The organism is Pseudomonas sp. H1_D05, assembly GCF_054682705.1.
This window is the reverse complement of sequence record NZ_CP162825.1, coordinates 4114529-4126838: the sequence shown is the minus strand read 5'-3', so window position 1 is coordinate 4126838 and position 12310 is coordinate 4114529. Positions and strand designations below refer to the sequence as shown.

The window sequence follows — 12310 nt, the reverse complement described above, 5'->3', positions numbered from 1 at the left end:
ATGGACGGCGGCAGACTGCCAGCCGTCACATCAATATGGCGCTTTGCGTACCGCGTTGATGAACGCGCGAATCTTTGCGTGATCCTTGATGCCTTTGCTCACCTCTACCCCACCGCTGACATCTACCGCGTACGGCTTTACCCGAGCCACGGCGTCTGTGACGTTCTCTGGGGTCAAACCACCCGCGAGAATCAACGGCTTGCTCAAACCTTGCGGAATCAATGACCAGTCGAAGGCCTCGCCGGTTCCGCCCGGTACGCCTTCGACATAAGTGTCGAGCAGTACACCGCTGGCGCTCGGGTAGGCATCCACCGCTGCGGCAATATCATCGCCCGCCCTGACCCGCAACGCCTTGATGTACGGGCGATGCCAGCCTTCGCAATCTTCCGCGACCTCATCACCATGGAACTGCAACAGATCCAGCGGCACGGCATCGAGGATTTCCCCCAACTCGCAGCGGCTGGCGTTGACGAACAGGCCCACGGTGGTCACGAACGGCGGCAATGCCTGAATAATCGCTCGCGCCTGCTGCACTGTGACCGCACGCGGACTCTTGGCATAGAACACGAACCCGATCGCATCTGCCCCGGCCTCAACGGCGGCCAGCGCATCTTCTATGCGGGTAATCCCGCAGATCTTGCTGCGAACGGCTGACATATCGAGAAAAACTCCGAGGTAAAATCCGGGAAAGTCCCGGATGGTAACAAAAGCGTTCGAGGGCGTCAGCCGTCAAGTTCGGAGAAACCCGTAAGGAAATGTGGCCCGATAAAACGCTCGGGCAACGGGAATTCGTCGTGGTACTCAACCTGCACCAGATACAAGCCGTACGGATGCGCCGTAACGCCACCGGAACGGCGCTCGCGGCTTTCCAGCACTTCCTTCATCCACTCGACCGGGCGCTCGCCGGCACCAATGGTCATCAACACGCCAGCGATATTGCGCACCATATGATGCAGGAACGCATTGGCGCGAATATCGAGCACGATCATCTTGCCGTGACGGGTCACGCGCAGGTGATGCATCTTCTTGATAGGCGACTTGGCCTGGCACTGGCCGGCGCGGAACGCACTGAAATCGTGAGTACCGATCAGGTACTGCGCAGCTTCAGCCATGCGCTCGACGTCCAGCGGGCGGTGGTTCCAGGTGATTTCTTCGTTGAGATGCGCCGGGCGGATCTGATCGTTGTAGATCACATAGCGATAACGCCGCGCGATAGCTTTGAAGCGCGCATGAAAATGCGCCGGCATCACCCGCGCCCAGCTGACGCTGATGTCATGCGGCAGATTGATATTGGCGCCCATGACCCAGGCTTTCAGCGAACGATCGACGGTCGTATCAAAGTGCACCACTTGCCCGCAGGCATGCACGCCGGCATCGGTGCGCCCGGCACACTGTAGCGAAACCGGTGAATTGGCGACTTTCGACAGCGCTTTTTCGAGTTCTTCCTGCACCGTCGCCACACCCGTCAACTGACGCTGCCAGCCGCTGTAGCGCGAGCCTTTGTACTCAACGCCCAGCGCGACGCGGTAAAAGCCGTCGGGGGCCATTTCGGCGACCGGGTTATCTATGTTTGCCAAGGTGGGACAGCCTGCTGTTTGTGCAAAGGCGGGCATTATAAGGCTGTGGTTCAGGGATGCCAGAGAGTTCTCTGTCGCCTGTAACACCGCTTTCGCGAGCAAGCTCGCTCCCACAGAGGAAATGCATTCCAAATGTGGGAGCGAGCTTGCTCGCGAAAGCGGTGGATCAGACACCACTGGATCCCGACCAAACAAAAACGGCAGCCTCAATGGGCTGCCGCTTTCGTTTACCGCTGGCCTTACTACAAGCTCGAGAGCATGTCCTTGGCCTCGCCACGTTGCTTCTCGTCACCCTCGGTCAACACTTCGTTGAGGATGTCGCGCGCACCATCGCTGTCGCCCATGTCGATGTAGGCCTGAGCCAGATCGAGCTTGGTCGCCGCTTCGTCGGTGCCGGCGAGGAAGTCGAAATCATCTTCGCCCAGATCATCACCCTTCATTGCATCGGCTTCGGTGAAAGTCGGTTCGGCGATGCTTTGCGACAGGCGATCCAGCTCGGCGTTGACGTCATCCAGCTCAGCCGCGAACGCATCCGGTTCGGCCGCTGGATTGCTGTCCATTTCGTCGGCCAGCGACAGATCGAAATCGGCCGGCAGCTCCAGATCATCTTGTGGCACGTCAGCCACCACTGGCGCCTCGACCGGCGGCAGATCCTTCACGCCGTCGTCCAGGTCCAGCAGGAAGTCATCGTCCGCCAGATCAACCGCTGGAGCTGCCGGCTCGGCACCGAGGTCCAGATCGAGGTCGAAGTCCGACAGATCATCCAGATTCTCTTTGATGTCGGTCTGCTGTTGCAGCACCGATTCGAAGCTCAGGTCGTCGTCCGCCGGGAATTCATCCAGCTCGACCGGCGCTTCAGGCTCAACCACCAGCGCAGGCTCTGCCGGCGTGATGTTGTCGAGATCGTCCAGGCTCAGATCAAACGCGCTGTCGAGGTCATCTTCCACCGGCGCTGGCGCCGGTGCTTCAGGCTCATCGAGCAGCAGATCCTTGACGTATTGCGCATCCAGCTCGGCAGCCACGGCGGCAGCGGCCAGACCACTGGCAGCGACGACGGCCATGGCCGGGAAGCGGCTTTTCAGTTCTTCGACCTTGGCGAAGTTGTCGCCGTTGGCCACCAGCTGACGCTCCTGACCGACGAACGCGTCGCGGTCGCCCTGCTGACCGTAGACTTCCATCAGTTTCAGACGCAGATCACTGCGCTGTGGCTCCAGGCTGACGCCCTCCTCGAGCAGCGCGGCAGCCTGATTCAGGCGACCGGCGTTGATATGCGACTGCGCCTTGTCGAGCACGTCATCGGATCGCTCGGCGGCGGGAGCTACCAGCGGCGCGGCAATCGGCTCAGCCATCACGATCGGGGCGACTACCGGAGCCACTACGGGTGCAGGTGCCGGAGTGTTGAGCTTGACGCTCGCCGCCGGGGTTTCCAGACCTTCGAAGCTGCTTTCCGGCAGATCCTGCTCGGCGGAGAACTCTTGCTCTTCCGACAGCGCGCGGGCCATGCGCATGTGTTTTTCGGCCTCTTGCTGCGCTTTGCGGCGACGCGCCAGCAGCAACAACAGGAGCAGCAGAACCACAGCACCGCCGCCCACCAGACCCAGCAGGATCGGATTGGTCAGCAGTTCGTTGAAGGTTTTCTCGTCTTCGACCACCGGTTTCGGCGTAACCACTGGCTCGACGACTGGCGTTTCAGCCGGTGGTGCAATGGCGGACTCTGGCGTCGGCGCTGCGTCTGCCGGAGTAGCTGGCGGGGTGGCGGCGAGCTCAGCCGTGATTGCAGGCACCGCCGGTGCGGCAGGATTGGTGGCCGGCGCAGTGCCCGCACCTTCAGCTTGCAGTTTTGCCAACTGATTGTTCTTCAGCTCGATCAGCTTTTGCAGCTTGTCCAGCTGACTCTGCAGATCGGACATGCGGCTTTTCAGTTCCTCGTTGTCACGACGGGTCGTGTCGAGGCTTTCCTGAGTGACCGCGAGCTTGTTGCTCAGTGCCTTGGCATCACCTGCCGGGCCTTTGCCGCGCGCCTTGGCGCTTTCAGCGGAGACCAGGCTCAGATTGTCCTGAGCGTTCTGAGCTGCACCGGTGTTACCGCGACCACGGTTGGTCGCATCGAGCTGCTGCTGACCAGTGCCCGGTTTGGCCACATAACGACGACCCTGACGCCAGGCTTCATTCTGCGCAGCGACTTCGGCAATCGCTTTCGACTGCGGCAATGCCGTGCTTTGCACCGCATCCGGCAGACGCAACACCTGGCCGGTTTTCAGGCGGTTGATGTTGCCACCGATGAATGCATCCGGGTTCAGCGCTTGAATAGCGAGCATGGTCTGCTGCACCGAGCCGCCGGTACGCGCCTTCGCGGCGATTTCCCACAGGGTATCGCGCGGCGTGGTGGTGTATTGCGTCGGGTGCGTGGCGCCAGTGGTCGGCGCGGCGATGGTCTGCGACGGCGCTGGCTGTGCGGCGGCGTCAGCGGTCTGTGGCGAGAACTTCGACGGATCCAGCAGCACGCTGTAGTCGCGCAGCAGACGGCCGTTCGGCCACATCACCTGCACGAGGAATTTGACCATCGGCTCCGACAGCGGCTTGCTCGACGTTACGCGCAGCACGCTTTTGCCGCTGGCGTTGAGCACCGGGGTAAAGGTCAGATCGTTGAGGAAGGCCTGGCGGTCGACGCCGGCCTTGGCAAAATCTTCAGGTGAAGCCAGGCTCGGCACCACTTCGGCAGCAGTGAGATCCTTGACGTCGAGCAGCTCGATTTCAGCCACCAGCGGCTGGTTCAGGGTCGACTTCAGGGTCAGCTCCCCGAGCCCGAGGGCATGCGCCATACCGGAGGACAGCGCCGAGGCGGCCGCTATTGCTAACACCAGTTTGCGAACTTGAACCATAGCCTCATCCTTTGTTTGAACGTTCCTCGGCCAGCGAGAAGATGTTGAATACCGCTGCCGTAAGGCATTGCGCGCGACGACGACAGATGTCGCGCGCGATCATTTCTTTGATGCCCCGGAAAGTCCCGGAGGGTGACACGTTATCAAGCGATCTGGGCAAGCATAGCGCTCACCTAGAATCAGTCGACAAATTGTTGCCAAGTATCTTTTACAGCAGGTCTTTTATCAACAATTCAGCCACCTGCACAGCGTTAAGGGCCGCGCCTTTGCGTACGTTATCTGACGTCAGCCACAGATTTAGTTCCGCCGGATCGTCGACACCGCTGCGCACGCGACCGACATAGACAACATCCTGCCCTACCGCGTCACCGACTGCAGTCGGGTAATCACCGGCCTCGACCAGCTCGATACCCGGCGCATCTTCGAGTGCAGCGTTGACTTTTGCCAGGTCGACAGCCGACGTTGACTGCAAGGTCACGCTAAGGCTATCGCCAAAAAACACCGGGGCTTGAACGCAAGTTGCGGAAATCTTTAATAAAGGCTTGGCCAGCACTTGACGCAACTCGCGCACCAGACGTTTTTCCAGCAGCGTATGGCCCTGCGCGTCGGGCGTGCCGACCTGAGCCAGCAGGTTGAAGGCCATCTGCCGATCAAAGAACGTCGGCTCCAATGGACGCATGTTCAGCAGCTCGGCGGTCTGCCGCGCCAGCTCGGTCACGGCTTCGCGTCCCTGAGCGGAAACGGCCAGATTGGCGGTGACGTTGACATATTGCAGGTCAAGCAGATCAAGCAGCGGCGCCAGCACCACGGCGAGCGATGTGGCCGACGGGCTTGGGCTGCTGATCTGAAACGGCGCTTTCAAACCAGCGAGCACTTCGGCGTTGGCTTCGGGTACTACTTGCGGCGCCTGATCGGCCGGCAGCGCGCCGGACAAGTCGATCAGCGAGCAACCGGCGGCGTGGGCACGGGCGGCGTAGCTCAGGGTAATCGCCGGGCCTGCGGCGAAAAACACCAGTTTGACCTTGCTGAAATCGAACTCGTCGACTTCGCGAACGCGCACGTTCTTGTTGCGGTACAGCACCGAGCTGCCGGCGGATTCGCTGCTCGCCAGCAGGTGCAGGGTGCCGACCGGGAAGTCGCGTTCTTCGAGAATCTGTACGAGGGTTTCGCCGACAGTACCGGTGGCGCCGATCACGGCAATATCTAGGGTCTGGGTCATGGTGCGAGCCTCTGGCGAAACGGGGGGAGCGGCACTTTACCGGGTGACTGGCGCACAGGCAATTTCTGCCCACCCAGATCATTCCCACGCTCTGCGTGGGAATGCCGCATCGGACGCTCTGCGTTCGGCTTGTAAAGGGACGCGGAGCGTCCCGGGATGCATTCCCACGCAGAGCGTGGGAACGATCGGCATAAAAAAACCCGCACCTCTTTCAAGGCACGGGCTCTTTCATTGCTTCAAGCGATCAACGCTCAAGCAAAATCCGCAGCATGCGACGCAGCGGTTCGGCCGCGCCCCACAGCAGTTGGTCGCCGACGGTGAAGGCACCGACGAACTGCGAACCCATGTTCAGCTTGCGCAGACGACCCACCGGCACATTCAGGGTGCCGGTAACCTTGGTCGGGCTCAGCTCCTGCATGCTGATCTCGCGCTGGTTTGGCACCAGTTTGACCCAAGGGTTGTGCTGGCTGATCAGCCCTTCGATATCGGCGATCGGCACGTCTTTGTTCAGCTTGATGGTCAGCGCCTGGCTGTGGCAACGCATGGCGCCGATGCGCACGCAGATGCCGTCGACCGGGATCGGGCTCTTGAAGCGGCCGAGGATCTTGTTGGTCTCGGCCTGGGCCTTCCACTCTTCGCGGCTCTGGCCATTTGGCAGTTCCTTGTCGATCCACGGGATCAGACTGCCGGCCAGCGGTACGCCGAAGTTTTCGGTCGGGTACGCTTCGCTGCGCATGGCATCGGCCACGCGACGGTCGATGTCGAGGATCGCACTGGCAGGATCGGCCAGTTGATCGGCGACAGCGGCGTGGGTCGCGCCCATTTGCTTGATCAGTTCACGCATGTTCTGCGCGCCGGCACCGGAGGCCGCCTGATAGGTCATGGCGCTCATCCACTCGACCAGACCGGCTTCGAACAGACCGCCCAGGCCCATCAGCATCAGGCTGACGGTGCAGTTGCCGCCGATGTAGTTCTTGGTGCCCGCGTCGAGCTGCTGGTCGATGACCTTGCGGTTGACCGGATCTAGAATGATCACCGCGTCATCGTTCATGCGCAGGCTCGAGGCCGCGTCGATCCAGTAACCCTGCCAGCCGGCTTCGCGCAGCTTGGGGAACACTTCGCTGGTGTAGTCGCCGCCCTGGCAGGTCAGGATCACGTCGAGGGTCTTCAGCTCGTCAATGCTGTAAGCATCCTTGAGCGGAGCAATGTCCTTGCCCACGGACGGGCCTTGGCCACCGACGTTGGACGTGGTGAAAAACACCGGCTCGATTAGATCGAAATCCTGCTCTTCCAGCATCCGCTGCATGAGCACGGAACCGACCATCCCGCGCCAACCGATCAGACCTACACGTTTCATCGCAACTACACCTTCTTGAAAAGTGGGCCGCTGCTTTGTATTGAATTTCGCAGCGGGCCCGAGAGATTACAGATTCCGCAGCGCGGCGACTACTGCGTCGCCCATTTCCTGCGTACCGACTTTGGTGCAACCGGCCGAATAGATGTCGCCAGTACGCAGCCCTTGATCAAGGACAACGCTGACAGCTTTTTCGATAGCATCAGCCGCGTCGTGCAGATTGAAGCTGTAACGCAGCATCATCGACACCGACAGAATGGTCGCCAACGGGTTGGCGATGCCTTTGCCAGCGATGTCCGGCGCCGAACCGTGGCACGGCTCGTACATGCCCTTGTTGTTGGAGTCCAGCGAGGCCGACGGCAGCATGCCGATGGAACCGGTGAGCATCGACGCTTCGTCGGAAAGGATGTCGCCGAACATGTTGTCGGTGACGATCACGTCGAACTGCTTCGGCGCGCGCACCAGTTGCATGGCGGCGTTGTCGACGTACATGTGGCTCAGCTCGACTTCCGGGTAATCCTTGGCCACTTGCTCGACCACTTCACGCCACAGTTGACTGGACGCCAGCACGTTGGCCTTGTCCACCGAGCAGAGCTTCTTGCCGCGAACCATGGCCATGTCGAAACCGACGCGGGCGATGCGGCGGATTTCGCTTTCGCTGTACGGCAGCGTGTCGTAGGACTGACGCTCGCCGTTTTCCAGGGTACGGGTGCCGCGTGGCGCACCGAAGTAAATGCCACCGGTCAGTTCACGGACGATGAGGATGTCCAGGCCAGCAACGATTTCCGGCTTCAGGCTCGAAGCATCGGCCAGTTGCGGGTACAGAATCGCCGGACGCAGGTTGCCAAACAGGCCCAGTTGCGCACGGATTTTCAGCAGGCCACGCTCAGGGCGGATGTCACGCTCGATGGTGTCCCATTTCGGGCCGCCGACGGCGCCCAGCAACACGGCGTCAGCAGCGCGGGCACGGTCGAGGGTTTCATCGGCCAGCGGCACGCCGTGCTTGTCGATGGCGGCGCCACCGATCACGTCATGGCTCAGCTCGAAGCCCAAGCTGTATTTGTCGTTGGCCAATTCCAGCACCTTGACCGCTTCGGCCATGATTTCCGGACCAATACCGTCACCTGGGAGAATCAGAATCTGCTTGCTCATGCTTTCCTCGTGTCTTCAGTCGGTGCGCCTCTACCGGCGCGCCCGGAAAAATTCTTATCGCTCGGCCATCAATACGATTACATCTGTACTGAACGAGCCGTCGGCATCAATCTCAAAATATTCGCGCACTTCATTGCCCATCGACTGCTGCAACTGGCGGATCGCGGCGCGCAGCACTTCAGGCGTGCGCATGCGCTCAACCCAGCTGGTGTACTCCAGACGCAGGCGCTGACGGGTGGTACTGCGTACATGCAAACCGGCCTCGCTGACCTGACGCAGCCATTCGGCGCCTGAATAATCGCGCACATGGCTGGTGTCACGCAGCACCTCGACGCTTTGCAGGTAAGTGTCGAACAACGGACTGCCCGGTGACAACACATCAACGAACGCCGCCACACCGCCCGGCTTCAACACCCGACGCACTTCGCGCAGAGCCACACCGAGATCGCTCCAGTGATGCGCCGAATACCGGCTGAACACGAAGTCGAACTCGCCATCGGCAAACGGCAGACGCTCGGCGGCACCGTTGACCGTGGCAATGTTGGTGAAACCGCGATCAACGGCCGCAGCGGCGACCACGTCGAGCATTTGCTGCGACAGGTCGTAGGCGACCACTTCCCTGACCAGCGGTGCGACGTGAAAACTGACGTGACCGGCGCCGCAGCCCAGATCCAGCACCCGGGCGCTGCCCTGCCCTATCAGCTCAGCCTGTAGCAGGGCGAACTCGGTGCCTTGAGCGTGAACGGCGCTGCTCAGGTAGGCGGCGGCCTGTTCACCGAATTGCTTTTGTACGACCTGGGTGTGCTGGGCGGTGCTGGTCATGGTCACATCCTTCTGGGTTTTAGCCTTTTATTGCCTGGACTAACGCCTTCGCGAGCAAGCTCGCTCCCACACTTGAAATGCATTCCCCTGTGGGAGCGAGCTTGCTCGCGAAGAGGCCAGCCTGAACTGCATCAATTCAAAAGTTGCTTATGCGTCGCGGAACAACCACGGCTGGCTAACCCGATGCTTGGCCTCAAACGTCGCAATCGCATCACCGTCCTGCAAAGTCAGGCCAATATCGTCCAGACCATTCAACAGGCAGTGCTTGCGGAACGCGTCGATCTCGAAGCTGTACACCTTGCCATCCGGACGGGTCACGGTCTGCGCTTGCAGATCGACCTGCAATTGATAACCCGGCTCGGCCTCGACCTGCTTGAACAACTCATCGACTTCAGCGTCGCTCAAGATGATCGGCAACAAGCCGTTCTTGAAGCTGTTGTTGAAGAAAATGTCGGCGTAGCTCGGCGCGATGATGCTGCGGAAACCGTATTCTTCCAGCGCCCATGGCGCGTGTTCACGGCTGGAGCCGCAACCGAAGTTCTCACGGGCCAGCAACACGCTGGCGCCTTGATAACGCTCGGCGTTGAGCACGAAGTCCTTGTTCAACGGGCGCTTGGAGTTGTCCTGATACGGTTGCCCGACATCGAGGTAACGCCACTCGTCAAACAGGTTCGGGCCGAAACCGGTGCGCTTGATCGACTTCAAGAACTGCTTCGGAATGATCTGGTCGGTGTCGACGTTGGCACGATCCAGAGGCGCGACAAGACCAGTGTGCTGGGTAAAAGCTTTCATGCTGCGCTCCTTTAGATCAATTCACGAACGTCGATGAAACGACCGTTCACCGCTGCCGCAGCCGCCATGGCCGGGCTGACGAGGTGGGTACGGCCACCGGCACCCTGACGGCCCTCGAAGTTACGGTTGGAGGTCGAGGCGCAATGCTCGCCGGACTCCAAACGGTCCGGGTTCATCGCCAGGCACATCGAGCAGCCCGGCTCACGCCATTCGAAACCGGCTTCGAGGAAAATCTTGTCCAGACCTTCGGCCTCAGCCTGCGCCTTGACCAGACCCGAGCCCGGCACCACGATCGCTTGCTTGATGGTCGAAGCGACTTTGCGGCCCTTGGCGATCACCGCCGCAGCGCGCAAATCTTCGATCCGCGAGTTGGTGCAGGAACCGATAAACACGCGATCCAGCTGAATGTCGGTGATCGCCTGATTGGCGGTCAAACCCATGTACTTCAAGGCACGGACGATCGAGTCGCGTTTGACCAGATCCATCTCTTGGGCCGGGTCCGGCACGTTCTGATCAACGGCCAAAACCATTTCCGGGGACGTGCCCCAGCTGACTTGCGGCTTGATCTGTGCGGCGTCGAGCTCAACCACGGTGTCGAACTTGGCGTCGTCATCGGAAACCAGGTCTTTCCAGGCTTCGACGGCCATGTCCCATTCGGCGCCTTTCGGTGCGAATGGACGGCCCTTCACGTAATCGACAGTCTTCTGGTCCGCTGCCACCAGGCCAACGCGGGCGCCGGCTTCGATGGACATGTTGCAGATGGTCATGCGGCCTTCGACGGACAAGTCGCGGATCGCGCTGCCAGCGAATTCGATGGCGTGGCCGTTACCGCCGGCGGTGCCGATCTTGCCGATCACCGCGAGGACGATGTCCTTGGCGGTCACGCCGAACGGCAATTGCCCTTCAACGCGCACCAGCATGTTTTTCATTTTCTTCGCGACCAGGCACTGGGTGGCGAGCACGTGCTCGACCTCGGAAGTGCCGATACCGTGCGCCAGAGCACCGAACGCGCCGTGAGTCGAGGTGTGCGAGTCGCCGCAGACCACGGTCATGCCCGGCAAGGTTGCCCCCTGCTCCGGGCTGATCACGTGGACGATGCCCTGGCGAACGTCGTTCATCTTGAACTCGACGATGCCGTATTCATCACAGTTGTCATCGAGGGTCTGAACCTGCAAACGCGAGACCTGATCGGCAATGGCTTCGATGCCGCCCTTGCGCTCCGGGGTCGTCGGTACGTTATGGTCCGGGGTCGCGATGTTGGCATCGATGCGCCAAGGCTTGCGCCCGGCCAGACGCAGGCCTTCGAAGGCTTGCGGCGAGGTCACTTCGTGGATGATGTGACGATCGATGTAGATCAGCGCCGAGCCATCGTCGCGCTGCTTGACCAAATGCGAATCCCAGAGCTTGTCGTAGAGCGTTTTGCCGGCCATCAGACGGTTCCTCATCAGCTTGTTTCTATGCCCTGGGCTTATCAATAACCCTTTGGCTTGTGAGGCCGATCCTATGGGGTTAGATTAAATAACTCAAATTCATATTTTTTATGCTTTGGATAACCAACTGGAATACGAACATGGATCTGGCCAACCTCAACGCTTTTATCGCGATTGCCGAGACCGGCAGCTTCTCCGGCGCCGGCGAACGCCTGCACCTGACACAACCGGCGATCAGCAAACGCATCGCCGGGCTGGAGCAGCAATTGAAGGTGCGCCTGTTCGATCGACTGGGCCGTGAAGTCGGCCTGACCGAGGCTGGCCGCGCCCTGCTGCCACGGGCGTATCAGATTCTCAACGTGCTGGATGACACCCGCCGCGCCCTGACCAACCTCACCGGCGAAGTCAGCGGTCGCCTGACGCTGGCCACCAGTCACCACATTGGCCTGCACCGTTTGCCGCCTCTATTAAGGGAGTTCACCCGCCGTTACCCAGAGGTGGCGCTGGATATTCAGTTCCTTGATTCGGAAGTGGCCTACGAAGAAATTCTCCACGGCCGCGCCGAACTGGCGGTCATCACCCTGGCGCCGGAGCCTCACGCCCTGGTCAAAGCCACGCCGGTCTGGGACGACCCGCTGGATTTCGTGGTCGCCCCGGAGCATTCGCTGATCAGCAATGGCCCCGTCACTCTGGCGGACATTGCCGGTCATCCGGCGGTTTTCCCCGGTGGCAACACCTTCACGCACCACATTGTCCAACGGTTATTCGAGGCCCAGAGCCTGACGCCGAACATCGCCATGAGTACCAACTACCTGGAAACCATCAAGATGATGGTCTCGATCGGCCTGGCCTGGAGCGTTTTGCCGCGAACCATGCTCGACGAGCAGGTGGCAAGCATCGTATTGCCGGGCATACAGCTCAGTCGCCAGCTAGGCTATATCCTGCACACTGAACGGACGCTCTCGAATGCGGCGCGGGCCTTTATGGCCTTACTGGATGCACAAATCGATCTGCCAGGGACCTGAGGCGATCTTGTGCTACTCCTAAAGAGCCGCTGCCCCTGTGCCTAACGTCACCCTCAG

Annotated in this window: 10 protein-coding genes; 1 reads left to right on the top strand and 9 read right to left on the bottom strand. The window is 60.6% G+C overall.

The annotated features are described in order from the left end of the window. Positions 1 to 30 precede the first annotated feature (30 nt). The 9 genes from AB4O11_RS18595 to leuC form a co-directional block, all read right to left on the bottom strand. Positions 31 to 657 (bottom strand): phosphoribosylanthranilate isomerase, encoded by a 627-nt coding sequence (locus AB4O11_RS18595; RefSeq protein WP_460127799.1) that lies wholly within the window; start codon positions 655 to 657, stop codon positions 31 to 33. A gap of 65 nt (positions 658 to 722) precedes the next feature. After that, positions 723 to 1547: a tRNA pseudouridine(38-40) synthase TruA gene (gene truA, locus AB4O11_RS18590; protein WP_034152768.1), complete on the bottom strand. Its 825-nt coding sequence runs from the start codon at positions 1545 to 1547 to the stop codon at positions 723 to 725. Positions 1548 to 1819: 272 nt separating this feature from the next. Further along, a complete protein-coding gene (locus AB4O11_RS18585) occupies positions 1820 to 4459 on the bottom strand; it encodes a FimV/HubP family polar landmark protein (protein ID WP_460127797.1) in 2640 nt (879 codons plus the stop codon). A gap of 208 nt (positions 4460 to 4667) precedes the next feature. Further along, complete coding sequence (locus AB4O11_RS18580; RefSeq protein ID WP_093432083.1) at positions 4668 to 5678, bottom strand: aspartate-semialdehyde dehydrogenase; 1011 nt, start codon at positions 5676 to 5678, stop codon at positions 4668 to 4670. A gap of 244 nt (positions 5679 to 5922) precedes the next feature. Next, complete coding sequence (asd, locus tag AB4O11_RS18575) at positions 5923 to 7035, bottom strand: aspartate-semialdehyde dehydrogenase (protein ID WP_007913448.1); 1113 nt, start codon at positions 7033 to 7035, stop codon at positions 5923 to 5925. 66 nt (positions 7036 to 7101) lie between these two features. Beyond that, a complete protein-coding gene (leuB, locus tag AB4O11_RS18570) occupies positions 7102 to 8184 on the bottom strand; it encodes a 3-isopropylmalate dehydrogenase (RefSeq protein WP_003226430.1) in 1083 nt (360 codons plus the stop codon). Positions 8185 to 8238: 54 nt separating this feature from the next. After that, positions 8239 to 9006: a class I SAM-dependent methyltransferase gene (locus tag AB4O11_RS18565; protein ID WP_460127795.1), complete on the bottom strand. Its 768-nt coding sequence runs from the start codon at positions 9004 to 9006 to the stop codon at positions 8239 to 8241. Positions 9007 to 9153: 147 nt separating this feature from the next. Further along, positions 9154 to 9798 (bottom strand): 3-isopropylmalate dehydratase small subunit, encoded by a 645-nt coding sequence (gene leuD, locus AB4O11_RS18560; protein WP_007913445.1) that lies wholly within the window; start codon positions 9796 to 9798, stop codon positions 9154 to 9156. An 11-nt stretch (positions 9799 to 9809) separates the two neighbouring features. Next, positions 9810 to 11228, bottom strand: a complete 1419-nt coding sequence (gene leuC / locus AB4O11_RS18555) for a 3-isopropylmalate dehydratase large subunit (protein ID WP_186624656.1) — start codon at positions 11226 to 11228, stop codon at positions 9810 to 9812. A 140-nt stretch (positions 11229 to 11368) separates the two neighbouring features. Here leuC and AB4O11_RS18550 point away from each other — a divergent pair, with 140 nt between their 5' ends. Then, positions 11369 to 12253, top strand: a complete 885-nt coding sequence (locus AB4O11_RS18550) for a LysR family transcriptional regulator (RefSeq protein WP_093432075.1) — start codon at positions 11369 to 11371, stop codon at positions 12251 to 12253. Positions 12254 to 12310: the final 57 nt, after the last annotated feature.

Excerpts from the sequence above, each read along its gene's own strand:
- AB4O11_RS18595 (WP_460127799.1), bottom strand. The coding sequence starts at position 657 with ATGTCAGCCGTTCGCAGCAAGATCTGCGGGATTACCCGCATAGAAGAT.
- truA (WP_034152768.1), bottom strand. The coding sequence starts at position 1,547 with ATGGCCCCCGACGGCTTTTACCGCGTCGCGCTGGGCGTTGAGTACAAA.
- AB4O11_RS18585 (WP_460127797.1), bottom strand. The coding sequence starts at position 4,459 with ATGGTTCAAGTTCGCAAACTGGTGTTAGCAATAGCGGCCGCCTCGGCG.
- AB4O11_RS18580 (WP_093432083.1), bottom strand. The coding sequence starts at position 5,678 with ATGACCCAGACCCTAGATATTGCCGTGATCGGCGCCACCGGTACTGTC.
- asd (WP_007913448.1), bottom strand. The coding sequence starts at position 7,035 with ATGAAACGTGTAGGTCTGATCGGTTGGCGCGGGATGGTCGGTTCCGTG.
- leuB (WP_003226430.1), bottom strand. The coding sequence starts at position 8,184 with ATGAGCAAGCAGATTCTGATTCTCCCAGGTGACGGTATTGGTCCGGAA.
- AB4O11_RS18565 (WP_460127795.1), bottom strand. The coding sequence starts at position 9,006 with ATGACCAGCACCGCCCAGCACACCCAGGTCGTACAAAAGCAATTCGGT.
- leuD (WP_007913445.1), bottom strand. The coding sequence starts at position 9,798 with ATGAAAGCTTTTACCCAGCACACTGGTCTTGTCGCGCCTCTGGATCGT.
- leuC (WP_186624656.1), bottom strand. The coding sequence starts at position 11,228 with ATGGCCGGCAAAACGCTCTACGACAAGCTCTGGGATTCGCATTTGGTC.
- AB4O11_RS18550 (WP_093432075.1), top strand. The coding sequence starts at position 11,369 with ATGGATCTGGCCAACCTCAACGCTTTTATCGCGATTGCCGAGACCGGC.